The sequence below is a fragment of the Pseudomonas sp. LBUM1672 genome, assembly GCF_059695655.1.
Genome location: NZ_CP166781.1, coordinates 1,832,876 through 1,857,811 on the forward strand (window position 1 = coordinate 1,832,876; position 24,936 = coordinate 1,857,811).

24 protein-coding genes and 1 riboswitch are annotated in these 24,936 nt (G+C 60.7%); of the genes, 17 read left to right on the plus strand and 7 right to left on the minus strand.

Going from position 1 to position 24,936, the window contains the following annotated elements:
• The first annotated feature begins 72 nt into the window (after positions 1-72).
• Positions 73-1,977 carry a molecular chaperone HtpG gene (htpG, locus tag ACA053_RS08250; RefSeq protein ID WP_109635985.1) on the plus strand — a complete coding sequence of 635 codons (1,905 nt, stop codon included), beginning with the start codon at positions 73-75 and terminating at the stop codon, positions 1,975-1,977.
• A 66-nt stretch (positions 1,978-2,043) separates the two neighbouring features.
• Positions 2,044-2,772 carry a dienelactone hydrolase family protein gene (locus ACA053_RS08255; protein ID WP_497394950.1) on the plus strand — a complete coding sequence of 243 codons (729 nt, stop codon included), beginning with the start codon at positions 2,044-2,046 and terminating at the stop codon, positions 2,770-2,772.
• Positions 2,773-2,931: 159 nt separating this feature from the next.
• Here the strand turns inward: ACA053_RS08255 and ACA053_RS08260 are convergent, their stop codons facing one another.
• Entirely contained in the window at positions 2,932-3,792 is an 861-nt protein-coding gene (locus tag ACA053_RS08260) for a pirin family protein (protein WP_497394952.1), read from the minus strand.
• 61 nt (positions 3,793-3,853) lie between these two features.
• Positions 3,854-4,270 carry an OsmC family protein gene (locus ACA053_RS08265; protein ID WP_109628644.1) on the minus strand — a complete coding sequence of 139 codons (417 nt, stop codon included), beginning with the start codon at positions 4,268-4,270 and terminating at the stop codon, positions 3,854-3,856.
• A gap of 148 nt (positions 4,271-4,418) precedes the next feature.
• Between ACA053_RS08265 and ACA053_RS08270 the strand changes: the two genes are divergently transcribed.
• From ACA053_RS08270 to ACA053_RS08280, 3 genes are all read left to right on the plus strand, one after another.
• Positions 4,419-5,423, plus strand: coding sequence for an amidohydrolase family protein (locus ACA053_RS08270; RefSeq protein ID WP_497394954.1), 1,005 nt, complete (start codon positions 4,419-4,421; stop codon positions 5,421-5,423).
• A 148-nt stretch (positions 5,424-5,571) separates the two neighbouring features.
• Positions 5,572-6,948 (plus strand): pyridoxal-phosphate dependent enzyme, encoded by a 1,377-nt coding sequence (locus tag ACA053_RS08275; RefSeq protein WP_109628646.1) that lies wholly within the window; start codon positions 5,572-5,574, stop codon positions 6,946-6,948.
• Positions 6,945-8,123, plus strand: a complete 1,179-nt coding sequence (locus ACA053_RS08280; protein ID WP_497394956.1) for a trans-sulfuration enzyme family protein — start codon at positions 6,945-6,947, stop codon at positions 8,121-8,123. The genes ACA053_RS08275 and ACA053_RS08280 overlap by 4 nt, the downstream gene beginning before the upstream one ends.
• A 64-nt stretch (positions 8,124-8,187) precedes the next feature.
• Here ACA053_RS08280 and ACA053_RS08285 read toward each other — a convergent pair whose 3' ends face one another.
• Genes ACA053_RS08285 through purM form a run of 3 tightly spaced genes read right to left on the minus strand, consistent with a single transcriptional unit; the run spans position 8,188 to position 10,618 of the window.
• Positions 8,188-8,901: a DUF3108 domain-containing protein gene (locus ACA053_RS08285; RefSeq protein WP_109628648.1), complete on the minus strand. Its 714-nt coding sequence runs from the start codon at positions 8,899-8,901 to the stop codon at positions 8,188-8,190.
• An 8-nt stretch (positions 8,902-8,909) separates the two neighbouring features.
• On the minus strand, positions 8,910-9,560 hold the full coding sequence (gene purN, locus ACA053_RS08290; protein ID WP_497394958.1) for a phosphoribosylglycinamide formyltransferase: 651 nt from the start codon (positions 9,558-9,560) through the stop codon (positions 8,910-8,912).
• Entirely contained in the window at positions 9,560-10,618 is a 1,059-nt protein-coding gene (gene purM / locus ACA053_RS08295) for a phosphoribosylformylglycinamidine cyclo-ligase (protein WP_010456810.1), read from the minus strand. Before purM ends, purN begins: the two co-directional genes overlap by 1 nt.
• A gap of 383 nt (positions 10,619-11,001) precedes the next feature.
• Between purM and ACA053_RS08300 the strand changes: the two genes are divergently transcribed.
• From ACA053_RS08300 to ACA053_RS08325, 6 genes are all read left to right on the plus strand, one after another.
• The gene (locus tag ACA053_RS08300) at positions 11,002-12,063 is read left to right on the plus strand and encodes a DUF2066 domain-containing protein (protein ID WP_497394960.1); all 1,062 of its coding nucleotides are present in this window, start codon (positions 11,002-11,004) and stop codon (positions 12,061-12,063) included.
• A 38-nt stretch (positions 12,064-12,101) separates the two neighbouring features.
• Positions 12,102-13,175, plus strand: a complete 1,074-nt coding sequence (locus tag ACA053_RS08305; protein ID WP_497394962.1) for an AI-2E family transporter — start codon at positions 12,102-12,104, stop codon at positions 13,173-13,175.
• Positions 13,176-13,405: 230 nt separating this feature from the next.
• Positions 13,406-14,110: a DnaA regulatory inactivator Hda gene (gene hda / locus ACA053_RS08310; RefSeq protein ID WP_010456804.1), complete on the plus strand. Its 705-nt coding sequence runs from the start codon at positions 13,406-13,408 to the stop codon at positions 14,108-14,110.
• Positions 14,111-14,338: 228 nt separating this feature from the next.
• On the plus strand, positions 14,339-14,980 hold the full coding sequence (locus ACA053_RS08315; RefSeq protein ID WP_497394964.1) for a C40 family peptidase: 642 nt from the start codon (positions 14,339-14,341) through the stop codon (positions 14,978-14,980).
• A gap of 220 nt (positions 14,981-15,200) precedes the next feature.
• On the plus strand, positions 15,201-15,737 hold the full coding sequence (locus tag ACA053_RS08320; protein ID WP_109628654.1) for a C40 family peptidase: 537 nt from the start codon (positions 15,201-15,203) through the stop codon (positions 15,735-15,737).
• 22 nt (positions 15,738-15,759) lie between these two features.
• Positions 15,760-16,413, plus strand: a complete 654-nt coding sequence (locus tag ACA053_RS08325) for a class I SAM-dependent methyltransferase (RefSeq protein WP_497316541.1) — start codon at positions 15,760-15,762, stop codon at positions 16,411-16,413.
• A 132-nt stretch (positions 16,414-16,545) separates the two neighbouring features.
• Here the strand turns inward: ACA053_RS08325 and ACA053_RS08330 are convergent, their stop codons facing one another.
• Positions 16,546-17,859: a PQQ-dependent sugar dehydrogenase gene (locus ACA053_RS08330; protein ID WP_497394966.1), complete on the minus strand. Its 1,314-nt coding sequence runs from the start codon at positions 17,857-17,859 to the stop codon at positions 16,546-16,548.
• A 67-nt stretch (positions 17,860-17,926) separates the two neighbouring features.
• Positions 17,927-18,511, minus strand: coding sequence for a hypothetical protein (locus tag ACA053_RS08335; RefSeq protein WP_497394968.1), 585 nt, complete (start codon positions 18,509-18,511; stop codon positions 17,927-17,929).
• A gap of 153 nt (positions 18,512-18,664) precedes the next feature.
• Positions 18,665-18,897, plus strand: a riboswitch (cobalamin riboswitch).
• 81 nt (positions 18,898-18,978) lie between these two features.
• Here ACA053_RS08335 and cobO point away from each other — a divergent pair.
• From cobO to ACA053_RS08365, 6 genes are read left to right on the plus strand one after another with little or no spacing between them, the layout of a single operon-like run.
• Entirely contained in the window at positions 18,979-19,590 is a 612-nt protein-coding gene (gene cobO / locus ACA053_RS08340; RefSeq protein WP_497394970.1) for a cob(I)yrinic acid a,c-diamide adenosyltransferase, read from the plus strand.
• A gap of 10 nt (positions 19,591-19,600) precedes the next feature.
• A complete protein-coding gene (locus tag ACA053_RS08345) occupies positions 19,601-20,938 on the plus strand; it encodes a cobyrinic acid a,c-diamide synthase CobB (protein WP_497394972.1) in 1,338 nt (445 codons plus the stop codon).
• Complete coding sequence (gene bluB / locus ACA053_RS08350; RefSeq protein ID WP_497394974.1) at positions 20,935-21,585, plus strand: 5,6-dimethylbenzimidazole synthase; 651 nt, start codon at positions 20,935-20,937, stop codon at positions 21,583-21,585. The genes ACA053_RS08345 and bluB overlap by 4 nt, the downstream gene beginning before the upstream one ends.
• Positions 21,582-22,490: an adenosylcobinamide-phosphate synthase CbiB gene (gene cbiB / locus ACA053_RS08355; protein WP_497394976.1), complete on the plus strand. Its 909-nt coding sequence runs from the start codon at positions 21,582-21,584 to the stop codon at positions 22,488-22,490. Before bluB ends, cbiB begins: the two co-directional genes overlap by 4 nt.
• Positions 22,483-23,475 carry a threonine-phosphate decarboxylase CobD gene (gene cobD / locus ACA053_RS08360; RefSeq protein WP_497394978.1) on the plus strand — a complete coding sequence of 331 codons (993 nt, stop codon included), beginning with the start codon at positions 22,483-22,485 and terminating at the stop codon, positions 23,473-23,475. The genes cbiB and cobD overlap by 8 nt, the downstream gene beginning before the upstream one ends.
• Positions 23,472-24,923 carry a cobyric acid synthase gene (locus ACA053_RS08365; RefSeq protein WP_497394980.1) on the plus strand — a complete coding sequence of 484 codons (1,452 nt, stop codon included), beginning with the start codon at positions 23,472-23,474 and terminating at the stop codon, positions 24,921-24,923. The genes cobD and ACA053_RS08365 overlap by 4 nt, the downstream gene beginning before the upstream one ends.
• The last annotated feature ends 13 nt before the right edge of the window (positions 24,924-24,936 follow it).

Consider the following 24,936-nt stretch of genomic DNA (forward strand, 5'->3'; position numbering starts at 1 on the left):
CAAACTCTGATGACAACCCGCCGCCGACCCTCAAGGTCGCGGCCACTGCCATCTGATTGGAGTTTGATGACCATGAGTGTGGAAACTCAAAAGGAAACCCTGGGCTTCCAGACCGAGGTGAAGCAATTGCTGCACCTCATGATCCATTCGCTGTATTCCAACAAGGAAATTTTCCTTCGCGAATTGATCTCGAACGCCTCTGACGCTGTCGACAAATTACGTTTCGAAGCCCTGTCCAAGCCTGAACTGCTGGAAGGTGGCGCCGAACTGAAAATCCGTGTGAGCTTCGACAAGGACGCGAAAACCGTCACCCTCGAAGACAACGGCATCGGCATGAGCCGTGAAGACGCGATCACCCACTTGGGCACGATCGCCAAATCCGGCACTGCCGACTTCATGAAACACCTGTCTGGCGATCAGAAGAAAGACTCGCACCTGATCGGTCAGTTTGGTGTTGGTTTCTACTCGGCCTTCATCGTTGCCGACAAAGTCGACGTGTTCAGCCGCCGTGCCGGTGTTGCCGCCAGCGAAGGCGTGCACTGGTCGTCCAAGGGTGAAGGCGACTTTGAAGTGGCCACCGTCGAGAAAGCCGAGCGCGGTACCCGTATCGTTCTGCACCTGAAGTCCGGTGAAGACGAATTCGCCGATGGCTGGCGCTTGCGCAACATCATCAAGAAGTACTCCGACCACATCGCTTTGCCGATCGAGTTGCCGAAAGAAGTGGCAGCTGTCGAAGGCGAAGAGAAGCCGGCCGTTGAATGGGAAACCGTCAACCGCGCCAGCGCCCTGTGGACCCGTCCTCGCACCGAGATCAAGGACGAGGAATACCAGGAGTTCTACAAGCACATCGCTCACGATTTCGAGAATCCGCTGAGCTGGAGCCACAACAAGGTCGAAGGCAAGCTGGAATACAGCTCGCTGCTGTACGTGCCGACCCGTGCTCCGTTCGATCTGTACCAGCGTGAAGCGCCGAAAGGCCTGAAGCTGTATGTGCAGCGCGTATTCGTCATGGACCAGGCCGAGTCGTTCCTGCCGCTGTACCTGCGCTTCATCAAGGGCGTGGTCGATTCCAACGACCTGTCGCTGAACGTGTCGCGGGAAATTCTGCAGAAAGACCCGATCATCGACTCCATGAAGTCGGCGCTGACCAAGCGTGTTCTGGACATGCTGGAAAAACTGGCGAAGAACGAGCCTGAGCAATACAAAGGCTTCTGGAAGAACTTCGGTCAGGTCATGAAAGAAGGCCCGGCAGAAGACTTCGCCAACAAAGAGAAAATCGCTGGCCTGTTGCGTTTCGCCTCCACTCAGGGCGAAGAAGGTGAGCAGGTTGTGGGTCTGGCGGATTACCTGGCTCGCGCCAAGGAAGGTCAGGACAAGATTTACTACCTGACCGGCGAAACCTACGCGCAAGTCAAAAACAGCCCGCACCTGGAAGTCTTCCGCAAGAAAGGCATCGAAGTGCTGCTGCTGACCGACCGCATCGACGAGTGGCTGATGAGCTACCTCAGCGACTTCGACGGCAAGAGCTTTGTCGACGTGGCCCGCGGTGACCTGGACCTGGGCAACCTGGACTCGGAAGAGGACAAGAAAGCCGCGGAAGAAGTCGCCAAGTCCAAAGAGGGCCTGGTTGAGCGTCTGAAAACCGCGCTGGGCGACTCCGTTGCCGAAGTGCGTGTTTCCCACCGCCTGACCGACTCCCCGGCGATTCTGGCCATCGGCGAGCAGGACCTGGGCATGCAGATGCGTCAGATCCTCGAAGCCAGCGGTCAGAAGGTGCCGGATTCGAAGCCGATCTTCGAATTCAACCCGGCTCACCCGCTGATCGAGAAGCTCGACAACGAGCAGAGCGACGAGCGCTTCGGCGACCTGTCGCACATTCTCTTCGATCAGGCGGCCCTGGCGGCCGGCGACAGCTTGAAAGACCCGGCCGCGTATGTGCGCCGCCTCAACAAGCTGCTGGTTGAACTGTCGGTTTAACTGAGTTGTACAAAAACCCGCTTCGGCGGGTTTTTTCATTCTGGTGTCTTTTGCTGGGAGTTAGTCATGAGCCAAATCACTGTTCGTTCCGTCGCTTATCAGATTGATGGCCAGGCGTATGAAAGCCGCCTGGCGTTCGATGCCGGCCACAAAGGCCCACGACCCGGTCTGTTGATGGCGCCAAACTGGATGGGCGTCAGTGCCGGTGCCGAGGAGATTGCCAGGTCGGTGGCAGCGAAGGGTTATGTGGTGCTGATCGCGGACCTGTACGGTCAGTCGGTACGCCCGCAGAACGCCGACGAGGCGGGCGCAGCGATGATGCCGCTGAAGAACGACCGCGGGTTGCTGCGCACGCGCATGCAGGCGGCGTTCGAACAGTTGCAAGGGCAGGGCGAGGCGGCGGTCGATACCTCGAAGCTGGCGACTTTCGGTTTCTGTTTTGGCGGTTGCTGCGCACTGGAACTGGCCCGCACGGGCGCGCCGGTCAAAGCGGCGGTGTCGTTCCATGGCACGCTGGATACGCCGAACGTCAACGATGCGAAAAACATCAAGGGCTCGGTGCTGGTGTTGCACGGCGCGTCCGATCCGTTGGTGCCGAAAGAGCAATTGCCGGTGTTTGAACAGGAAATGAACGCAGCGGGCGTGGATTGGCAACTGCTGAGCTACGGCGGTGCGGTGCATTCGTTTACGGATCCGCATGCGGACGTGCCGGGCAAGATGATGTATGACGCGAAGACGGCGGCTAGGGCGTTTACCTCGATGCACAATTTGCTGGATGAAGTTTTTAAAGACTGATAGCTGATTCCGCCCTGAGACTCTCGGTGTCAGTGCCGACCTCATCGCGGGCAAGCCCGCTCCCACAGGGAATTGTGTCGTATGCAACTTTTGAATACGACTCGGCAAACTGTGGGAGCGGGCTTGCCCGCGATGGCGCAATGACTGACGCAGAAGATCTTAAGGCAGTTCAATCCGCTCGCTTTCCCCGGGCACCGTCGGCCAATCCCCAGCCGCCCAGCGCCGCCGCGCTTCATCGATCGCCGCCGGATCGCTCGCCACAAAATTCCAGTTGATCCGCCGCGGCCCGTCCAGCGGCGCCCCGCCAAACAGTACCGCATGACAGTCGCTCTCGGCGAAAAGTGTCATTTCCTCCCCAGCAGGTAACACCACCAGCGCATGCGGTTCCAGCAGTTCGCCATCCAGCTGCGCTTCGCCACTGAGCACATACAGCGCCCGTTCTTCATGCTCGGCCGGAATCAGCAAGGTGGTCGCGGTTTGCAGGTTCAGCTCCGCATACAACGTAGGAGAAAGCACCGGTACCGGCGATTCCAGGCAAAAGCCTGACCCGGCAATCATCCGGATCTTCACACCAAGGTTATCGCTGACCGGCAACGTCGCCGCCGGGTGATGGCTGTAGTGGCCTGGGCCCTGTTCATGCTCCTTGGGCGATGCCAGCCAGATCTGCAAGCCGTGCATCGTGAAGCCGCTTTCTTTCAAGGCTTCAGGGGTACGTTCAACGTGAGCAATCGCACTGCCCGCCGTCATCCAGCTGACATCACCGGCTTCTACCACCTGATCAGAGCCAAGGCTGTCCTTGTGCTGGATTTTGCCTTCGAACAAGTAGGTGAGCGTGGACAGACCAATGTGCGGATGCTGACGGATGTTCATGCCTTTACCCGCCGGATAACGGGTTTCGAGCATGTGGTCGAAAAACACGAAAGGCCCGACGCTGCGGCATTTGGCCGACGGCAATGGGCGGAGAATGGGCTGGCCTTCGACATCTTCGGCGCGAGGGCGGATCACGAGCGGAGTGTTCATGGTGCATTCCAGGCTGAGCGGGTGACGCGTGGAGCATAACCCGCTTGCGCAGCCCTTGCCGCTATTGGCTGAAGGCACCTTCGGACAGGTGGGTTTCGATGCTGACTTCAGAGCTGGTCATCAGCTTGTGCACCGGGCAGCGGTCGGCCACGCGGTGCAGCTCGTCGCGCTGTGCGTCGGTGAGCACACCCTTGAGGGTCAGCTTGACGTGCAGGGCGTATTTGCCTTTCTGCTCTTCGCTGTTGTCACGTTTGACTTCGACCGTGACGCCAGTCAGCGGAATGTCTTTCTTCTTCGCGTACATCTTCAGCGTCAGGGCCTTGCAGGCGCCCAGGGCAGCGTCGAAGTAATCGTGTGGCTCAGGGGCCGTGCCTTCGCCGCCGGATGTGGTCGGCACATCGGCAAAGAGTTCGTGGTCATCGATCTGGACGCTGTGGCGAAAACCTTCGGCGGAAACGGTATTGACGGTAACGGTCATGAGAAGCCTCCCAGGCTAAAAAGTCATTCGATCAAAAAAGACCTTGAAGGTATAGAGCATTCCTACTGGTGCGCGTTCCACTTTATTACAGGATGAACCGCTTCGAGTGCGCGGAGGTCTACGTGTTTCCTGCCCCCGGAGATTGCCCGTGCCCTTGTTCCGTTTGAGCCTTTTCTGTTTGCTGGCGCTGTCCAGTGCTTACGCCAATGCACGCGAATACGCCTACAGCGACGCGCACCTGCATTACGTGGACTTTTTCCAGGAAACGGCCGGCATGCCGACATTGCTCAAGGCCATGGACGACAATGCCATTGAGCACGTGATGATTTCCGGCATCCCGGTGGCGAAGAAATGGCACGAAGACGAACCGAAGCGCCCACGCTATTACGCCGGTGATGACGCCGATGCCTATTGGTACAGCGCCACTGATGTGATCGTTGCGGCGGCGGTGAACAAATTAACGCCCGAGCAGCGCCAGCGTTTTCACCCGTTCCTGTCGGGCTTCAACCCCAACGACAAAAACTCCGCGGCGCACATCCAGCGCATGCTCGACCTTAATCCGGGGTTGTGGCAGGGGATTGGCGAAGTGTTCACCCGGCACGATGACCTGACCGCGCTGACTTCCGGGGACACGCCACGGGCCAACAACGAAGCGATGACGCGGATCTATCACCTCGCGGCCGAGAACGACTTGCCGGTGATGCTGCACTCCAACATCACCTCCAAGCGTGAGAAAAATCCGCTGTACCTGTCGGAAGTCGAGGAGCCGCTGCGCAATCACCCGCACACGCGATTCATTTGGGCCCACGCGGGGACCAGCGCTGAAGTCCATCGGCATCAGACCCAGCTGGATTTTCTGTTGCCGACCCTGACACGAATGCTCGAGGCTTACCCCAATCTGTACATCGACCTGTCCTGGAGCATGCTGACGCCTTATTTGCTGGATGAGCAGGGCAAACCCTCGCAAGCCTGGCTGAAACTGGTGGAGCGCTTCCCGGATCGCTTCATGCTCGGCTCTGATGTGGTGGGACGTTTCAACAAGCTCGGTAAGGAAATGCGCAGCTTCGATCCGTTTCTCGACGCCTTGCCTGAAGAGGTTGCGAGGAAAGTCGCACGGGACAATTTCCTGTCGATTCTGCCGCGTAACCGTTAAGGCGGCCAGGTGACCGATTGGCTGCGGGCGGTTGCGGATGACGCAATCCGTGCCTATGTTCCAAGCGAGGCATTATTGGCGACTCGCGTGCGATGACCCGCCGCAGTCGCTGTCCATCCAGTGCGGATTCTCGCAGCGAGGTTACGACATGCCAAACGACTCCCGCCCTGCCGTGCTTGAACTGATCGGCAATACGCCGCTGGTGCGCGTCAGCCGCTTCGACACCGGCCCGTGCACACTGTTTCTCAAACTCGAATCGCAGAACCCCGGCGGTTCGATCAAGGATCGCATCGGCCTGGCGATGATCGACGCCGCCGAACGCGATGGCCGTCTGCAACCCGGCGGCACCATCGTTGAGGCCACCGCCGGCAACACCGGCCTCGGACTGGCCCTGGTCGGTCGTGCCAAAGGCTATCGAGTGGTGCTGGTGGTGCCGGACAAGATGTCCACCGAGAAGGTCTTACACCTCAAGGCCATGGGCGCCGAGGTGCACATCACCCGTTCCGACGTCGGCAAGGGCCATCCCGATTACTATCAGGACGTGGCGGCGCGGCTGGCGCAGGAAATTCCCGACGCGTTCTTCGCCGATCAATTCAACAACCCGGCCAACCCGCTGGCCCACGAGTGCAGCACCGCGCCGGAAATCTGGGCGCAGACCCAGCATGATCTGGACGCCATCGTCGTCGGTGTCGGTTCGGCCGGCACGCTGACCGGGCTGACGCGCTTCTTCCAGCGCGTGCAGCCTAACCTGGAAATGGTGCTGGCCGACCCGGTCGGCTCGGTGATGGCCGAGTACAGTCGCAGTGGCATTCTCGGCAAGGCCGGGTCCTGGGCGGTGGAGGGCATCGGTGAGGATTTCATTCCGTCGATTGCAGACCTCTCAAGCGTGCGCCATGCCTATTCGATCAGCGACGAGGAGAGCTTCGATCATGCCCGCCAGTTGCTGCGCGCCGAAGGCATTCTCGGCGGCTCCTCGACCGGTACATTGTTGGCGGCGGCCCTGCGTTACTGCCGTGAGCAAACCGAGCCGAAGCGCGTGGTCAGCTTCGTCTGCGACACCGGCACCCGCTACCTGTCAAAGGTCTACAACGACCAGTGGATGAACGATCAGGGCCTGCTGCAATACAAGCGCTACGGCGATCTGCGCGACCTGATCGCGCGGCGCTTCGAGGATGGCCGCGTGATCAGCGTCGGCCCCGACGACACACTGCTCACGGCCTTCCAGCGCATGCGCCTGGCGGATGTCTCACAACTGCCGGTGCTGGCGGACGGTAAGCGGCTGATCGGTGTGATAGACGAGTCCGACATTCTGCTGGGTGTGCACCAAGACGCTTCGCACTTGCGCATGCCCGTGGCCAGCGCGATGACCGACAAGTTGCAAACCCTGCCGGCGGACGCCAGTCTGGCCGAACTGCAGGCGGAGCTCGATCGCGGGCTGGTGGCGATCATCGCTGATGCCTCGGGCTTCCACGGCTTGATTACACGAGTCGACATGCTCAATCACTTACGGAGATCCCTTTCATGAGTCAGCACGATGAATCCGGCGCGCCACGTGCCTTCGGCACCCGTGTGATCCATGCCGGACAGACGCCGGATCCTTCCACCGGGGCGCTGATGCCGCCGATTTATGCCAACTCCACGTACTTGCAGCAGAGCCCCGGCGTACACAAGGGCCTCGACTATGGGCGCTCTCATAACCCGACGCGTTTCGCGCTGGAACGTTGCGTGGCAGACCTCGAGGGCGGGACCCGGGCGTTCGCCTTCGCCTCCGGACTGGCGGCGATTTCCACCGTACTGGAGCTGCTCGACGCCAACGCGCACATCGTCTCCGGCAACGACCTGTACGGCGGAACATTCCGACTGTTCGACAAGGTGCGTCAGCGCAGCGCCGGGCATCAGTTCAGCTACGTCGACCTGACCGACCTGTCGGCCTTCGAAGCGGCGTTGCAAGACGACACGCGGATGGTCTGTGTCGAGACGCCGAGCAATCCTTTGCTGCGCCTCTCTGATCTCGCCGCCATTGCGCGTATCTGCCGCGAGCGCGGCATCCTCTGCGTGGCCGACAACACCTTTGCCAGCCCGTGGATACAGCGTCCGCTGGAGCTGGGTTTCGATATCGTGGTGCACTCGACGACCAAGTACCTGAACGGCCACTCAGACGTGATCGGCGGTATCGCGGTGGTCGGGCAGAACGCTGAACTGGCCGAGCGCCTGGGCTTCTTGCAGAACGCGGTGGGCGCTATCGCCGGGCCGTTTGACGCGTTCCTCACCCTGCGTGGGGTGAAGACCCTGGCGTTGCGCATGGAGCGCCATTGCAGCAACGCGCTGGAGCTGGCGCAATGGCTGGAGCGTCAGCCGCAGGTGGCGCGCGTCTACTATCCGGGCCTGCCGTCGCACCCGCAGCATGAACTGGCCCGGCAGCAAATGCGTGGATTCGGCGGGATGATATCCCTCGATCTGAACAGCGACCTGGCCGGTGCCAGACGCTTCCTTGAAAGTGTGCAGATTTTCGCCCTGGCCGAGAGCCTGGGTGGGGTGGAAAGCCTGATTGAGCACCCAGCGATCATGACCCACGCCACCATCCCGGCAGACACGCGCGCGCAACTCGGCATTGGCGATGCGCTGGTGCGTTTGTCCGTGGGTGTCGAGGATATCGAAGACCTGCGCGGTGATCTGGCCCAGGCGCTGGCGCGAATTTAGCTTTCAGCAGGCATAAAAAAATCCGGAATCCTTGTCGGATTCCGGATTCTTGTGTCGAACCTGATCAGCTGCCTTTGACGGTCTTGCCGTTGACCTTACCGTCGAGGAGCATGATGTTGTACTCCTTGCCGTCGGTTTCGACCTGTTGCAGGCGGACCAGCAAGTAATCCCAATCCTTGGCGAACCACAGGACGGTGATGCGCTTGCTTTGTGTCGGGTCGCGCACGCGCTCGACCTTGATCGCGTCGATCTGGCCGGCTTTGGTGTCGACTTTTTCCGAACCCAGCACACGGAAGTCATAGGTATCGACTTCGCCATCATCGACAACCTGATAGCTCATGCTTTTCTTGCCGGCGGCTACGTCGTGCTGCAGGGCCAGCTGATACGTGGATTTGTCGACCATGCCGCGATTGAGCGGGATCTTGACCGCGTCACCGCGATCGGTGCCGGTGACCATTTTGTTGGTCCAGTCGAAGTCCAGGTCGGCTTTCTTGGCTTTACCCAGGCCACCGCGTTCGAAGTGGTAGGACTGTGGCAGCAGGGTGTCCTTGTCCACAGTCAGGGTGCTTTCTTCGGTCAGGCTGGCGATCATCATCGAAGCCTTGAAGCTGAGCTTCCAGACACCGTTGGCTTCCTTGGTCAGGCTGCGTTCGGCCGTGCCGCTCATGGGCAGCTGTTTCCAGTCGGCGGTGTAGCTGGCGGAGAACGGTTGAAGTTCTGCTGCCTGCGCAAAAGGCAGTGCGAGCAGAGCGCAAGCGAAGAGCAGGGCGCGACGCATAAAATCTCCTAGTTTCGAATCAAGTGGCCGCTGGCCGCGAGTAACTTTCCATCCAGTAACGCACCTTGCTCGCCGAGCGATAAACGACCCTCGGCAAACCAGCGTACGGCCATCGGGTAGATCAGGTGTTCCTGAACGTGGACCCGCTGCGCCAGACTCTGCGGCGAATCGTGCAACTCTACCGGTATTACTGCCTGTACGACCAGTGGTCCGCCATCGAGTTCCTCGGTGACGAAGTGCACGGAGCAGCCGTGTTCCGTGTCGCCGGCTTCCAGCGCGCGCTGATGAGTGTGTAACCCTTTGTATTTGGGCAGCAGCGAGGGATGAATGTTCAGCAGACGACCCGCGTAATGGCGCACGAAGTCGGCGCTGAGAATGCGCATGAAACCGGCCAGTACAACGAGTTTGGGGTTGAAAGCGTCGATCAGTTCGATCAGCGCGGCATCGAAGGCTTCGCGGCCTTCGAAAGCCTTGTGATCCAGGGAGCGGGTGTCAATACCCGCGTCCCTGGCGCGTTGCAGGCCGTAAGCGTCGGCGCGGTTGGAAATCACCGCAGCGATGCGGACCGGGCTGTTGCCGGTCCGCGTGCTGTCGATCAAGGCCTGCAAGTTACTGCCGGTGCCGGACAACAGCACCACCACATCACAGGTCTGGGACATCAATGAGCCTTGAGGTTCTTCAGTTCAACCTGGGCTGCGCCTTCGGCAGCGGTGGCGATCTGACCGATGACCCAAGGTTGCTCGCCGGCTTCACGCAGGACGTTCAGCGCAGTCTCGACGTGCTCTTGAGCGACGCAGATAACCATGCCGACGCCGCAGTTCAGCACGCGGTGCATTTCGTTTTCGTCGACGTTGCCTTTCTCTTGCAGCCAGTCGAATACCGCAGGGCGGGTCCAGCTCGCGACGTCAACCACGGCTTGTGCGCCTTTTGGCAGAACGCGCGGGATGTTGTCCAGCAGGCCGCCACCGGTGATGTGGGCCATGGCTTTGACGGCGCCGGTGTCCTTGATCAGCTTGAGCAACGGCTTCACGTAGATGCGGGTCGGGGCCATCAGCAGGTCGGTCAGCGGTTTGCCGTCGAGCTGGATGTTTTCGATGTCGGCACCGGACACTTCGATGATCTTGCGGATCAGCGAGTAGCCGTTGGAGTGCGGGCCGGAAGACGGCAGGGCGAGCAGGGCATCGCCGGCAGCGACTTTCGAACCGTCGATGATTTCGGATTTTTCCACGACGCCGACGCAGAAGCCGGCCAGGTCGTAGTCTTCGCCTTCGTACATGCCAGGCATTTCAGCGGTTTCGCCGCCGACCAGGGAGCAGCCGGACAATTCACAACCAGCGCCGATACCGGTCACGACCTGGGTCGCGGTTTCGACGTTCAGTTTGCCCGTGGCGTAGTAGTCGAGGAAGAACAGCGGCTCGGCGCCGCAGACCACCAGGTCATTCACGCACATGGCCACCAGGTCGATGCCGATGCTGTCGTGCTTGTTCAGGTTCAGTGCCAGGCGCAGCTTGGTGCCCACGCCGTCGGTGCCGGAAACCAGTACGGGCTGCTTGTAGCCGGCCGGGATTTCGCAGAGGGCGCCGAAACCGCCCAGGCCGCCCATGACTTCCGGGCGCGCAGTGCGCTTGGCGACGCTCTTGATGCGTTCGACCAATGCTTCACCGGCGTCGATGTCTACACCGGCGTCCTTGTAGCTCAGGGAGGGTTGCTTGCTCATGATCCAGGCCTTTAGGGGGGATTCAGGGGTAACGACCGAGTCCAGTGGGACCGCCGAAACAGACGAAGGCGAGTGCCGTCCGCGAATTTCAGGGTGCCCGGCTGTTGCCGGTCTGCGAAGGCGCGCGATTTTATCAGGCTTGAGGGGCAGCGGCCATCCTCACGCCGACGGCAGGGGCATATCGGCTGAAAAAAACCGTTATTGCCCATGTTGGTCGCAGCCTCGATGGCTGTATAAGGTATCGCGATTAACCGTCTATCGTTATGACAGTGCGAAAACTTAGTCAGATCGTGGTGAATGTTTTGCGCAGGGACGTGGTCACAGCCTTGCTCGATCATCTTCATGCGGTCTGTTCCAGCCGCTCTCGTCGTCAGGAATCTTCCATGCGTTTTTTTTCCAGATTTTTATTTGCAGGCTGTTTGTCACTGGTCAGCTTGGCGAGCCATGCCGAAACCGTCAAAGGCTTGTATCAAGTGCGCGAGCCTGTCAGCAGTCAGTCGGCCGAGGAGCGCGATCAGGCGACCCAGCGCGCGCTGGACACGCTGGTGCTGCGCCTGACCGGCGACCCGAAGGCTGCGCAAAGCCCGGGGTTGGCGGCACTGCGTAAAGACCCGCAGCAGATCATCAGTCAATACGGTTTTGATGCCGGCCCGCCGGAAGTACTGAAGGTCGATTTCGACCCGGCCAGCACCGAACAGGCCTTGCGCCGCGCCGGGTTGTCTTTGTGGGGGGCGAATCGACCTTCGATCCTGAGTTGGTGGTTGAACGATTCCGCCGAGGGTTCCAGCCTGGTGGGTGATGGCCAGGCCAGCGCCGCGCCGTTGCGTCGCGCGGCACAACACCGTGGTCTGCCGTTGCGTCTGCCGCTAGCGGACCTGAGTGAGCAACTGGTCGCTACGGCACCGAATCTTGAAGGGGCGGATGCAGCGCCGCTACGTGGTGCATCCGATCGTTACAACGCGGACGCCTTGCTCGCAGTGCATGCCCGGGAAGAGGGTGGCCAGTGGCAGGCCAAGTGGAATTTGTGGCTGGGCGACAAGAAGGAAGCGGGCAGCGTACAGGGGGCGGACCAGGCCGCGGTGGCCGATGCGGTGATGCTGGCGGTGAGCCAGCGTCTGGCGCCGCGGTTTGTCGTCAAGCCGGGGGCTTCGGGGGAACAATTGCTGGAAGTGCAGGGCATGAACCTGGAACGCTACGCCGCCCTTGGTCGTTTGCTGGAGCCTTTTGGGGCGCGCCTGCAAACGGTCGACGGCGATCGCATTCTCTATCGGGTCAATGGCAGTGCCGAGCAGTTACGCTCGCAGCTGTCCCTGGCGAAGTTGCAGGAGGTTCCGGCCGGTGAGGCGCCAGCTCCGGCAGCGCCTGTTCAGCCGGTGGCCGATGGTTCGGCGCCTGTGGTTGCGCCAACCCCGGCACCGGTGCCGCAGTTGAGATTCCGTTGGTAAGGTTTTCTTTCTTTATATAGATGCAGATGGAGTGGTACATGGCCGATACGCGGCGTTGGTTTTGGTTGGGTGGGGTGGTTCTGCTCTGCGTGTTTGTCTGGTTGTTGCATCCGATCCTGACGCCTTTTCTGGTCGCGTTGCTGCTGGCCTATCTGTTCGATCCGCTGGTGGATCGGCTGGAGAGGGCCGGTCTGTCACGGACCTGGGGCGTGGTGGCGGTGTTTGCGCTGTTTACCTTGATCTTCACGACACTGCTGTTGGTGTTGGTGCCGATGCTCGCCAAGCAGTTGTTTCGCTTGTACGAACTGACGCCGCAGATGCTCGATTGGTTGCAGCACACCGCACTGCCGTGGGCGCAATCGAAATTTGGACTGTCGGATAATTTCTGGAAGTTCGACAAGCTCAAGGCTGCGATCAGTGAGCACATGGGCCAAACCACTGACATTGTCGGTGTTGTGCTGAGTCAGGCAACGGCCTCCGGCCTCGCATTGATTGGCTTGCTGGCGAATCTGGTGCTGATTCCGGTGGTGGTCTTCTATTTGCTGCGGGACTGGGACCTGATGATGGCCAAGATCCGCAGCCTGCTGCCCCGTGATCGCGAAGAGCGTGTTGTGACCCTGGCAGGTGAATGCCATGAAGTGCTGGGTGCATTCGTGCGCGGGCAGTTGCTGGTGATGGTGGCGTTGGGCGTGATCTACGCGGCGGGCTTGATGCTGTTGGGACTGGAGTTGGGGTTGTTGATCGGTCTGATCGCAGGCCTGGCGGCCATTGTGCCGTACATGGGTTTTGTCATCGGCATCGGCGCGGCGTTGATTGCCGGCCTGTTCCAGTTCGGTGGCGATCTGTATCCCATGATCGGCATCGTCGCGGTATTCATGGTTGGGCAGGCGCTGGAAGGCATGGTGTTGACGCCTTTGCTGGTGGGCGATCGTATCGGCCTGCACCCGGTAGCGGTGATCTTCGCCATTCTGGCGGGGGGTGAACTGTTCGGCTTTACCGGCATATTGCTGGCGTTGCCGGTGGCGGCGGTGATCATGGTGTTGGTGCGCCATGTTCATGATTTGTATAAGGATTCGGATATCTACAGTGGCGTCGACGAACCGGAGTTATAAAGGTCGTTGAAGTCTCATGGCGGGCGGCCTGGTGTCATGCCAGGCAGGCCCGTATCCCTCGCGCTGCTGTCACATGCGCCGCCAAAGAAACTGTCATGAAACCAGGGCGTTAACGCAAACCTTTGATTTTGCTTGTGGTCTGTCGCATTGTGCGACCCGCCTCACGGGTATAAACTTCGCAAACTTTACACAGAGGCCACTAACGGTTCCTTTGGAACTGTTCAGTCAGCATGAAACCGATTCAGCTGCCCCTAGGTGTGCGTCTGCGTGATGACGCTACCTTTATCAATTACTACCCAGGCGCCAATGCCGCTGCACTCGGCTATGTCGAGCGGCTATGCGAAGCCGACGCCGGCTGGACCGAAAGCCTGATTTACCTCTGGGGCAAGGACGGGGTAGGGCGTACGCATTTGTTGCAGGCGGCCTGCCTGCGCTTTGAACAACTGGGAGAGCCTGCGGTGTATCTGCCGCTGGCCGAGCTTCTGGATCGCGGCATCTCGATTCTCGACAACCTCGAACAATATGAACTGGTCTGCCTTGATGATCTGCAGGCGGTCGCCGGCCGGGCGGATTGGGAAGAGGCGCTGTTCCATCTGTTCAATCGTCTGCGCGACAGCGGTCGGCGTCTGCTGATTGCGGCATCGACCTCGCCGCGCGAACTGCCGGTGAAACTGGCTGACCTGAAATCGCGCCTGACCCTGGCACTGATTTTCCAGATGCGTCCACTCTCCGACGAAGACAAACTGCGTGCGCTGCAGTTGCGTGCTTCCCGTCGCGGCCTGCACCTGACCGATGAAGTCGGGCATTTCATTTTGACGCGCGGTACCCGCAGCATGAGTGCGCTTTTCGAATTGCTCGAGCGACTCGATCAGGCCTCCCTCCAAGCTCAGCGCAAGCTGACGATTCCCTTCCTTAAAGAAACGCTGGGCTGGTAAAAAAAGCTTGGCCAAACCCAAGCCTGGCGGGGTTTTCGGCATATTTCAGGCGCCAGAAAATCCGCTTTCCTACAGGTTGCAGGCAGCGCAGGCGTTTAGAACGGGCTTAAGCGCTTAGATGTAAACCCGGAACCGGGAAGTCACATAAAGTTCGATTGAATTTGCAAATGAGGATGATAGCGGGCATAGTCGCGGCTTCTTTACCCACTATCAGCCACGGTCGTGCCCATGCTAAAGCGCTTCGCACCCCTCGTGCCTCTCGCACTCGTTACCCTGTTGTTCGGTTGCGCTGCCCACTCTCCAGTGTCTCAGCAAGAGCAACAACAGCAGGTCAAGAATTCAGTTACTGCGCAGTCCACTTCCGTTCTTTTCCAGGAAGATCTTTACCAGGACGGCGTGGCCACCGATAAAGAGCTGGCAAACTTCGCCGACGGCAAGTCATACCAGCTTCCGGTTCTGGCCGACAGCATCCTCGAACGTGGCATGTCCCTGATCGGTACCCGTTACCGTTTCGGCGGCACCTCCGAGGCTGGCTTCGATTGCAGCGGTTTCATCGGTTATCTGTTTCGTGAAGAAGCCGGCATGAACCTGCCGCGCTCCACTCGCGAAATGATCAACGTGGACGCTCCGCTGGTGGCTCGCAGCGCGCTGAAGCCGGGGGACCTGCTGTTCTTCGCCACCAATGGTCGTCGCGGTCGTGTCAGTCACGCCGGGATCTACCTGGGCGACAACCAGTTCATCCACTCCAGCAGCCGCAAAAGCGGTGGTGTCCGGGTCGATAGCCTGGGCGATAGCTACTGGAGCAAGACCTTCATCGAAGCCAAGCGCGCACTCGCAATGGCCCCGACCGTGGTCACGGCACGCAAGTAAATCTTCAGCCTGTCGCCACGTCAGTGGCGACAAAAGCCTCTTCGCAACGAAGTAGGCGGACAGTTTGTAAGGCGAACTTAAAGTCTTACTTGAAGTTTGGCGTATAGCCGCTAGAATCCAGATCTATTATTGATGGCAAACCGCCTGCGTCCTGCGCAGGCGGTTTTCTTTTCTGCCTTTGCGGCAGGAAAAGCCGCAGCCAGATCAGGATGTTCTGCTTATGACGATGTCGGCCCGCCTCACCATCATGCTCTTCGCAGCCCTGCTCAGCGCCTGCGCCAGTCGCACACCGCCGCCCGCGCCGGTGGTTCGCGCCCCCATTGTTTTCGGCAACCCGCAACCCTTTTCCCCCGAGGCAGAAGACGTGCTGTTCCGCGCGCTTGGCCTGGTGGGCACGCCGTATCGTTGGGGTGGCAACACGCCGGATTCGGGCTTCGATTGCAGCGGCCTGATCGGTTACGTCTACCGTGATGTCACCGGCATTTCCCTGCCGCGTACCACCCGCGAAATGATCAGCATGCAGGCAGCCAGCGTTGGCAAGGAAGGCCTGCAAACCGGTGACTTGATCTTCTTCGCCACCAATGGCGGCTCCCAGGTCAGCCATGCCGGTATCTACGTCGGTGAAGGCCGCTTCGTTCATGCGCCAGCCACTGGTGGCACGGTCAAGCTCGACAGTCTGTCCAAGGCTTACTGGCAGAAAGCGTATCTGAGCGCCAAGCGCGTTCTGCAGCCTGAGCACTTGGCGCGCAACCCGTAGCATTCTGTCCGAAGAGGTTGTCATGACCGCTCGCACGCTCAATCTCGACGATTCCCTGTACCAATACCTGCTCGATGTTTCCCTGAGAGAAACGCCGTTGCTCAAGCGCTTGCGCGACGAAACCCAGGCGCTACCCATGGCGCGCTGGCAAGTGGCGCCGGAGCAGGGGCAGTTCCTCGCGTTACTGGTCAAGCTCATCGGCGCGAAGCGCTTGCTGGAAGTCGGCACGTTCACCGGTTACAGCGCCTTGTGCATGGCTTCAGCGTTATCGGAGGACGGCTCGCTGATCTGCTGTGATATCCCCGGCGACTACAACGCTATCGCACGCCGTTACTGGCAGGAGGCGGGGCTCGCCCATCGTATTGATCTGCGCCTGGCGCCTGCGCTGGCAACCTTGGCTCAGCTGAATCAGCCGGGGCAATTCGATCTGATCTTCATCGATGCCGATAAAGCTAACTATCCGGGCTATCTGGAGCATGCGCTGCGTTTACTGCGCGTTGGCGGGCTAGCAGTGTTCGATAACACGCTGTGGAGCGGGCGGGTGCTTGAGCAGAGTCCCGAGAGTGCAGATACCCGCGCCATCCAGGCGCTCAATCGCGCCTTGAAGGATGACACGCGGGTGGATCTGTCGTTGTTGCCGTTGGGGGATGGTTTAACGCTGTGCCGCAAAAGGTAGGCGCTGAACCGATCTAATGTGGGAGCGGGCTTGCTCGCGAAGACGTCATAACAGTCGACATTGATGTTGAATGTAATGCCGTCTTCGCGAGCAAGCCCGCTCTCATATTGGTTAGATGTTGGCAGTTGAGACCTATTTAGCGGTCGAAACCCGCCACACCTTGTTCCCGACATCATCGGCCACCAGCAAACCTCCCTGCTGATCAATCACCACGCCCACCGGCCGGCCCATAGCCTTCTCATCCTTATTGAGGAAACCAGTCAGCACATCCACCGGTTGCCCGGTCGGCTTGCCTGCGCTGAATGGGACGAAAATCACTTTATAACCACTGTGCGGTTTGCGGTTCCATGACCCGTGCTGGCCGATGAAGGCGCCTTCCTTGAACTGCGCTGGAAGTGTGTTGCCCTCGGCAAACGACAGGCCCAGCGACGCGGTATGCGGGCCCACCGCGTAGTCCGGGGCAATGGCCTTGGCCACCAGGTCCGGGTTTTGCGGCTCGACGCGAATGTCGACGTGCTGGCCGTAATAGCTGAAGGGCCAGCCGTAGAATCCGCCGTCCTTCACTGACGTGATGTAGTCCGGCACCAGATCGCTGCCGATCTCGTCACGCTCGTTGACTGCCGTCCACAGCGCGCCGGTCTGCGGTTCCCACGCAAGGCCGTTTGGATTGCGAATCCCCGAGGCGAAGATCCGGTGGTTGCCGGTGGCGCGATCCACTTCCCAGATCGCCGCCCGACCTTCCTCCTGATCCAGACCATTTTCGCCAACGTTGCTGTTGGAGCCGACCGTGACGTACAGCTTGCTCCCGTCCTTGCTGGCGATGACGTTTTTGGTCCAGTGATGATTCAGCGTGCCGCCCGGCAGATCGACCACCTTGATCGGCTGCGATTTGATCGCGGTATCGCCATTTCCATAGTGAAAACGCAACAAACGATCGGTGTCGGCGACGTACAGGTCATTGCCAACCAAGGTCATGCCGAAAGGGGAATTGAGGTTTTCCAGGAACACCGTGCGGGTTTCGGCGATGCCGTCGTGGTCCTTGTCCCGCAGCAGCGTGATGCGGTTCGGGCTGGGGACGCCGGCACCGGCGCGACCCATGACTTTGCCCATGACCCAGCCGCGAATGCCTTTGCCGTCATCGGGTTTCGGTGGCGCGTTGGTTTCAGCCACCAGCACATCGCCGTTGGGCAGCACGTAGAGCCAGCGCGGGTGATCGAGCCCTTCGGCAAAGGCCGCCACCTGAGTGCCGGCTGCGGCGGTGGGTTTCGCACCTTCCGGCCAGCCGATCGCCGGGGCGATATTCACCGTCGGGATCAGGGTCTTGTTCGGTTCGGGCAACTTAGGTGACGGGCCGGTGCCGTCGGAGACTTGCAGGCTGGAGGTTTCACCACAAGCGGCGAGCCCTCCGGCGAGCGCGATGACAAGAACGAGCTGGGGCTTGCGCATGCTGGACTTCCCTATGAATGCATTGACTTAATCATAGAGAAGCTTAGACGCGCGATGGTTCAACCGGTCAGCCGCGGGCTTCCTTGAACAGGACGGCGATGCCAGGGTGATAGTTGCCGGCTTCGTTGCGCAACTTGCGATAGGCGTACGGGAAATACCAGGCCACGGCGCAGCTGTGTTCCTTTTGCAGGTCGTCGACCATGTCCTGGAGTTCTTCCGGCGTCGCGCTCTGCTGGGCCTTTTGTGGCGCAACGAACAGGCAGCCGAGTTTCAGGTCGCTGGCGTAGCTGATGCGTTTGGCGTCGCTGGTGATGTCCTGCAATGCCTGGGTCAGGTTCAGGCTATTGACCTTCGGCCAGCGTTGCGTGGCCTGCAGGTAGGCGCGTTCTTCGGTGGTTGCGATAAACAGATCGGCGCGGCTGTTGCGTTCGCCTTCTTCGTTCTGTTTACGGGTCGGCGTTTGTTGCAACGTGACCATTTCCGCCATCCAGGCCGCGGCGGAGAGCAAGCCAAGGTTGGCTTTTTCGTCGTACCAATAAGGCGTGTCGTTATCGCCGCGCACCGCATTGTAGCGGTCGATACAGTCAAACCAGCGTTCCAGCGCCGGTCGCAGGAATTCCAGCTTCGGATTGCTGATGATCATGCCTTGCATGTGCTCACCCTTGTAATTGTGTTGTTGGGTTGTGGCGCTTTGATATCACTGCTGACAGTGTGGTGCAAGTTGGGGTGTCAGTAAATTGACCGGCGGCAGTATATCGCTCGCCCTGGCTTTGTCTTCAATTGACGCTCCACCCCCAACCCTCTAACCTTCGCGCTTGTTTCAGGTGCTCTGTGGCGAAGCCGACAGAGTGAAACAGGGAAGCTGGTGAGTGACTATCTTCACGCGACGAAACGTCACGATCCCGGCGCTGCCCCCGCAACGGTAAATGAGTGAAGACTACGCCTTGAGCCACTGTGTTGACTGTCGACATGGGAAGGCGCGCAGTCCGGCGAATGCCGCTCATGAGCCCGGAGACCGGCCTGATTCATCCAACGGCATCACGGTGGGCGATGCCAGGCTTCTTGCCGTCTGTTTCTGTGCCTGCCCGCCGTTATCCAGCCTCAACGGAGAGCTCCCCCATGACTGATTCCCCTGATCGTGACGAACGCCATCTGGCGCGCATGCAGCGCAAAAAAGCCGTGATCGACGAACGCATCGCCAACTCGCCGAACGAGTGCGGCCTGCTGCTGGTGCTGACCGGCAATGGCAAAGGCAAGAGCAGCTCGGCCTTTGGCATGCTCGCCCGGTCCATGGGCCACGGCATGCAGTGCGGCGTGGTGCAGTTCATCAAGGGCCGCAACAGCACCGGCGAAGAATTGTTCTACCGGCGCTTCCCGGATCAGGTGCGTTTTCATGTGATGGGCGAGGGCTTCACCTGGGAAACCCAGGACCGCCAGCGTGACATAGCCGCCGCCGAAGCCGCCTGGGCGGTGTCCCGCCAATTGCTGCGCGATCCATCGATCGGCCTGGTGGTGCTCGATGAATTGAACATCGCCCTCAAGCACGGTTACCTCGACCTTGATCAAGTGCTCACTGACTTGCAGGCGCGTCCGTCGATGCAACACGTGGTGGTCACCGGTCGCGGCGCCAAGCCGGAGATGATCGAGTTGGCTGACACGGTCACCGAAATGGGCGTGATCAAGCACGCATTCCAGGCCGGGATCAAAGCGCAAAAAGGCGTCGAGTTGTGAGCTGCACTTTATGAATAGCCATCGTCATTGCCCGGCGGTACTGATCGCCGCGCCGGCCTCCGGTCAGGGCAAGACCACCGTCACCGCCGCGCTGGCCCGTTTGCATCGCAATCAGGGACGCAAGGTCCGCGTGTTCAAATGCGGGCCGGACTTTCTCGACCCGATGATTCTCGAGCGCGCCAGCGGTGCGCCGGTGTATCAACTGGACATGTGGATGGTCGGCGAGCAGGAAAGTCGTCGACTGTTGTGGGAAGCCGCCGGTGAAGCCGACCTGATCCTTATCGAAGGCGTCATGGGGCTGTTCGACGGTACGCCGTCCAGCGCTGACCTGGCGCGGCACTTCGGTGTGCCGGTGCTCGGCGTGATCGATGGCACGGCCATGGCGCAGACCTTTGGAGCGCTGGCGCTGGGTTTGGCGAAGTATCAGCCGGACTTGCCGTTTGCCGGTGTGTTGGCCAACCGCGTGGGCACTTTACGCCACGCGCAATTGCTCGAAGGCAGCCTGACTGAAGGTTTGCGCTGGTACGGCGCGTTGTCGCGGGAAACCGGGATCGAATTGCCGAGTCGGCATCTCGGTCTGGTCCAGGCCAGTGAGTTGAACGATCTCGACCTGCGCCTCGATTCGGCGGCTGAATCGCTGGCCAGCAGTTGCGATGTGGCGCTGCCTCCGCCCGTGGAATTTGCGGCGCCTGAAATGATCGTCGCCGAGCCTTTGCTGGCCGGCGTGCGAATCGCCGTCGCCCGTGATGAAGCGTTCGCTTTCACCTACGGCGCGAGCCTGGATTTGCTACGGGCGATGGGCGCCGAGTTGCTGTTTTTCTCGCCTATCCGCGATGCTGATTTGCCAGAGGCGGACAGCCTTTATCTACCGGGCGGTTACCCGGAACTGCACCACGTGGCGCTGTCACAGAACACCTCGATGCTGAATGCGATCCGCGCCCATCATGCCGCCGGCAAACCGTTGCTGGCCGAGTGTGGCGGGATGTTGTACCTGCTCGACTCCTTGACCGATGTCGAAGGCACTCGCGCCGAACTGGTCGGCTTGCTCAAAGGTGATGCGGTGATGCAAAAGCGTCTGGCCGCGCTGGCGTTGCAAGCGGTTGAGTTGCCGGAAGGTTCGCTGCGCGGGCACACCTATCACCATTCGCTGACCAGCACCGAGCTTGAGCCGATTGCCCGCGGGCTGAGCCCCAATGGCGGGCGTGGGGCTGAGGCGGTTTATCGTGAGGGGCGGATGACCGCCTCTTATGTGCACTTTTATTTTCCGTCCAATCCATCGGCGGTTGCAGCGCTATTTGCGCCTGACCAAAACCCTGTGGGAGCGGGCTTGCCCGCGAAGAGGCCATGAGCGACAACGCCTTCTCCGAGGCCGAACGCGAAGCGGTTTATCGGGCAATTGCTGAACGCCGTGACATGCGTCATTTCAGCGGTGGCACGGTCGAGCCCGAGTTACTGCGACGCCTGCTCGAAGCCGCCCACCAGGCGCCGAGCGTCGGCCTGATGCAGCCCTGGCGGTTCATCCGCATCAGCGACCGGGCCCTGCGCGGCAAGATCCAGCAACTGGTGGAAGAAGAACGCATCCGTACCGCCGAAGCCCTCGGCGAGCGCACTGATGAATTCATGACGCTCAAGGTCGAAGGCATTAACGACTGCGCCGAGGTGCTGGTCGCCGCGCTGATGGACGATCGCGAGCGCCATATCTTCGGTCGTCGCACCTTGCCGGAAATGGACATGGCCTCGTTGTCCTGCGCGATCCAGAACCTGTGGCTGGCCTCCCGCGCCGAAGGTCTGGGCATGGGCTGGGTGTCGCTGTTCGAGCCACAAGCGCTGGCGGACTTGCTGGGTCTGCCGCCCGGGGCCAAGCCGTTGGCGGTTCTTTGTCTCGGTCCGGTCAAGGAATTCTATCCGGCGCCGATGCTGGTACTCGAAGGGTGGGCGCAGGTGCGTCCGCTCAGTGAGTTGCTGTATGAAAATTATTGGGGAGTGAGTCAATGAGTGTGGCGTTATTGAGTGTCGCCGCGGTTGCGCTGGACGCGCTGCTGGGTGAACCCAAACGCTGGCATCCGCTGGTGGCGTTCGGCCGTTTTGCCGACCGCATCGAGCAACGTTTCAACGGTGAAGGTCGTGGCTGGCGTAGTCATGGCGTCACCGCTTGGGTGATTGCAGTGTTGCCGCTGACCTTGCTGGCCACGGCGTTTTCCTGGGCGCCCTATGTCGGCTGGATTGTCGAGATTCTCGCGCTCTATTGCGCCCTCGGCATGCGCAGCCTCGGCGAACACGTCGAGCCGGTGGCCAAGGCCTTGCGCAGCGATGATCTGATTGAAGCGCGTATTCGCGTGGGCTATCTGGTCAGCCGTCAGACCAGCGAACTGGACAAGACCGAAGTGGCCCGCGCCGCCACCGAATCAGTCCTGGAGAACGGCAGCGACGCGGTGTTCGCCGCGCTGTTCTGGTTTGCCGTGGCCGGCGCACCCGGCGTGGTGCTCTATCGCTTGAGCAACACCCTGGACGCAATGTGGGGTTATCGCAACGAACGCTTCGAACGTTTCGGCTGGGCGGCGGCGAAGATCGACGACGTCCTCAACTACATTCCTGCGCGCCTGGTGGCGTTGACCTACGCGCTGCTGGGCAAAACCCGACTGGCGTTGAAATGCTGGCGCACCCAGGGCCCGACCTGGGACAGCCCGAACGCCGGGCCGGTGATGGCGGCCGGTGCCGGGGCGCTCGGCGTCGAGTTGGGCGGGGCGGCGATCTATCACGGTGAACTGCATCAGCGTCCGCAACTGGGCGAAGGCGTGCCGGCGGATGCCGACTCCATCGACCGTGGCTGGCAATTGGTCCAGCGCGGGGTATGGTTATGGCTGCTGATTCTCTGCGTGGGAGCTGAATTCTATGCTTGAGCACGGTGGCCGGTTGCGTAAGGCAGCGCTCGAATACGGCATCGCCGAAGCCGATTGGCTGGACCTGTCCAGCGGCCTCGCGCCGTGGCCATTCCCGGCCCCGGAGATTCCGCTGCGGGCCTGGGCGCGCTTGCCGGAAACCGATGACGGCCTGGAGCAGGCCGCTTGCGATTATTACGGTGCGGCCCAGGTGCTGCCGGTCGCCGGTTCGCAAATGGCCATCCAGTTGCTGCCGCGTTTGCGCCGGGCCGGCAAGGTCGGCGTGTTGTCGCCGTGTTACGCCGAACACGCGCAAGCCTGGCGGCGTAACGGCTACATCGTGCGCGAAGTGCTGGAGCAGGAAGTCGACTTCTATATCGACAGCCTCGACGTGCTGGTGGTGGTCAACCCGAACAACCCGACGGGCCTGAGCCTGACCCCGAGCCGCCTGCTCGACTGGCACGCCCGACTGGCCTCGCGCGGTGGCTGGCTGGTGGTGGACGAAGCGTTCATGGACAACACGCCGACGCTGAGCCTGGCACCGTTTGCCCATCAGGTCGGTTTGATTGTGCTGCGTTCTTTCGGCAAGTTTTTTGGTCTGGCCGGTGTGCGGCTGGGCTTTGTGCTGGCTGAGCGCAAGCTGCTCAAACTGCTCGCCGAGCAGGTGGGCCCGTGGGCGGTCAGTGGCCCGACACGGGTGTTGGGCCAAGCCTGTTTGCTGGACACCGAAGGCCACGCCAGGCAGCGCGTGCGCAGCGAAGCGGCCAGCGAGCGTCTGGCACTTTTGCTTGGGCAGTATGGTTTGCAGCCGCAGGGTGGCTGCGCGTTGTTTCAATGGCTGATCACCGAGCATGCTGAAGCGCTTCACGAGTTCATGGCGCGGCGCGGCATTTTGCTGCGGCTGTTCACCCACAACAGCAGCGTGCGTTTCGGCTTGCCGGCGGATGAAGCCGATTGGCTGCGTCTTGAGCAAGCGCTTCAAGCCTTCGTAAAGGAAACCCAATGACAACGTTGATGGTGCAGGGCACCACGTCGGATGCCGGTAAAAGCACGCTGGTGACGGCGCTGTGTCGCTGGGTCACGCGTCAGGGCGTGCGTGTCGTGCCGTTCAAACCACAGAACATGGCGCTCAACAGTGCCGTGACCGCCGACGGTGGCGAGATCGGTCGCGCCCAGGCGGTGCAGGCTCAGGCGGCCAACCTTGAGCCGCACACCGACATGAATCCGGTGCTGCTCAAACCCAACAGCGACACAGGCGCCCAGGTCATCATCCATGGTCGCGCGGTCACGACGATGAACGCAGTCGCCTATCACGACTACAAAACCATCGCCATGCAAGCGGTGCTGGCCTCCCATGAGCGATTGAGCGCGGCGTATCCGGTGGTGATGGTCGAAGGTGCGGGTTCGCCGGCCGAGATCAATCTGCGTGCTGGCGACATCGCCAACATGGGCTTTGCCGAAGCGGTGGATTGCCCGGTGGTGTTAATTGCCGACATCAATCGTGGCGGGGTTTTTGCGCATCTGGTGGGCACGCTGGAACTGCTGTCGCCGACCGAACAGGCGCGGGTCAAAGGCTTCATCATCAACCGTTTTCGCGGTGACATCGCCTTACTGCAACCCGGCCTCGACTGGCTGGAAGCACGCACCGGCAAACCGGTAATCGGCGTGCTGCCGTATGTGATGGATTTGCACCTGGAAGCCGAGGACGGCATCGATCAGCGCCAGACCGACAAGGCTGAGCGCGTGCTCAAAATGCTGGTGCCGGTGCTGCCGCGCATCAGTAACCACACCGATTTCGATCCGCTGCGCCTGCATCCGCAAGTTGACCTGCAATTCATCGGCCCCGGCCAGGCGATCCCGCCGGCTGATCTAATCATTCTTCCCGGCTCGAAAAGCGTGCGCAGTGACCTCGCGTACCTGCGGGCCAATGGCTGGGACACGGCCATCAGTCGTCATTTACGTTATGGCGGCAAAGTGCTGGGGATTTGCGGCGGTCTGCAAATGCTCGGTGAGCAGGTGCACGATCCGCTGGGCCTCGAAGGCGCGCCCGGTTCCAGTACCGGTCTGGGTTTGCTGGCGTTTGAAACCCGGCTCGAAGAAGAGAAGCAATTGCGCAATGTGCGCGGTCGTCTGGCGCTGGAGGATGCGCAGGTCAGCGGCTACGAAATCCATGCCGGAGTGACCACCGGCCCCGCGCTGGAAAACGCTGCGGTGCAGCTGGACGACGGTCGCTGCGATGGTGCGCAAAGTGCTGACGGCCAGATTTTTGGTACCTACTTGCATGGCCTGTTTGAATCACCCGCAGCCTGCAGTGCGCTGCTGCGCTGGGCGGGTTTGCAGGATGTGCAAGATGTGGATTACCACGGGTTGCGCGAGCGGGATATCGAGCGGTTGGCGGATCTGGTGGAGAAGCATTTGGATACCCGATTGCTGCGTGAGCTCTGCGGGATTTGAGGTGGCTGTGCCG

Coding starts and splice junctions, on each gene's coding strand:
- htpG (WP_109635985.1), top strand. CDS start 73: ATGAGTGTGGAAACTCAAAAGGAAACCCTGGGCTTCCAGACCGAGGTG.
- ACA053_RS08255 (WP_497394950.1), top strand. CDS start 2,044: ATGAGCCAAATCACTGTTCGTTCCGTCGCTTATCAGATTGATGGCCAG.
- ACA053_RS08260 (WP_497394952.1), bottom strand. CDS start 3,792: ATGAACACTCCGCTCGTGATCCGCCCTCGCGCCGAAGATGTCGAAGGC.
- ACA053_RS08265 (WP_109628644.1), bottom strand. CDS start 4,270: ATGACCGTTACCGTCAATACCGTTTCCGCCGAAGGTTTTCGCCACAGC.
- ACA053_RS08275 (WP_109628646.1), top strand. CDS start 5,572: ATGCCAAACGACTCCCGCCCTGCCGTGCTTGAACTGATCGGCAATACG.
- ACA053_RS08280 (WP_497394956.1), top strand. CDS start 6,945: ATGAGTCAGCACGATGAATCCGGCGCGCCACGTGCCTTCGGCACCCGT.
- ACA053_RS08285 (WP_109628648.1), bottom strand. CDS start 8,901: ATGCGTCGCGCCCTGCTCTTCGCTTGCGCTCTGCTCGCACTGCCTTTT.
- purN (WP_497394958.1), bottom strand. CDS start 9,560: ATGTCCCAGACCTGTGATGTGGTGGTGCTGTTGTCCGGCACCGGCAGT.
- purM (WP_010456810.1), bottom strand. CDS start 10,618: ATGAGCAAGCAACCCTCCCTGAGCTACAAGGACGCCGGTGTAGACATC.
- ACA053_RS08300 (WP_497394960.1), top strand. CDS start 11,002: ATGCGTTTTTTTTCCAGATTTTTATTTGCAGGCTGTTTGTCACTGGTC.
- ACA053_RS08305 (WP_497394962.1), top strand. CDS start 12,102: ATGGCCGATACGCGGCGTTGGTTTTGGTTGGGTGGGGTGGTTCTGCTC.
- hda (WP_010456804.1), top strand. CDS start 13,406: ATGAAACCGATTCAGCTGCCCCTAGGTGTGCGTCTGCGTGATGACGCT.
- ACA053_RS08315 (WP_497394964.1), top strand. CDS start 14,339: ATGCTAAAGCGCTTCGCACCCCTCGTGCCTCTCGCACTCGTTACCCTG.
- ACA053_RS08320 (WP_109628654.1), top strand. CDS start 15,201: ATGACGATGTCGGCCCGCCTCACCATCATGCTCTTCGCAGCCCTGCTC.
- ACA053_RS08325 (WP_497316541.1), top strand. CDS start 15,760: ATGACCGCTCGCACGCTCAATCTCGACGATTCCCTGTACCAATACCTG.
- ACA053_RS08330 (WP_497394966.1), bottom strand. CDS start 17,859: ATGCGCAAGCCCCAGCTCGTTCTTGTCATCGCGCTCGCCGGAGGGCTC.
- ACA053_RS08335 (WP_497394968.1), bottom strand. CDS start 18,511: ATGCAAGGCATGATCATCAGCAATCCGAAGCTGGAATTCCTGCGACCG.
- cobO (WP_497394970.1), top strand. CDS start 18,979: ATGACTGATTCCCCTGATCGTGACGAACGCCATCTGGCGCGCATGCAG.
- ACA053_RS08345 (WP_497394972.1), top strand. CDS start 19,601: ATGAATAGCCATCGTCATTGCCCGGCGGTACTGATCGCCGCGCCGGCC.
- bluB (WP_497394974.1), top strand. CDS start 20,935: ATGAGCGACAACGCCTTCTCCGAGGCCGAACGCGAAGCGGTTTATCGG.
- cbiB (WP_497394976.1), top strand. CDS start 21,582: ATGAGTGTGGCGTTATTGAGTGTCGCCGCGGTTGCGCTGGACGCGCTG.
- cobD (WP_497394978.1), top strand. CDS start 22,483: ATGCTTGAGCACGGTGGCCGGTTGCGTAAGGCAGCGCTCGAATACGGC.
- ACA053_RS08365 (WP_497394980.1), top strand. CDS start 23,472: ATGACAACGTTGATGGTGCAGGGCACCACGTCGGATGCCGGTAAAAGC.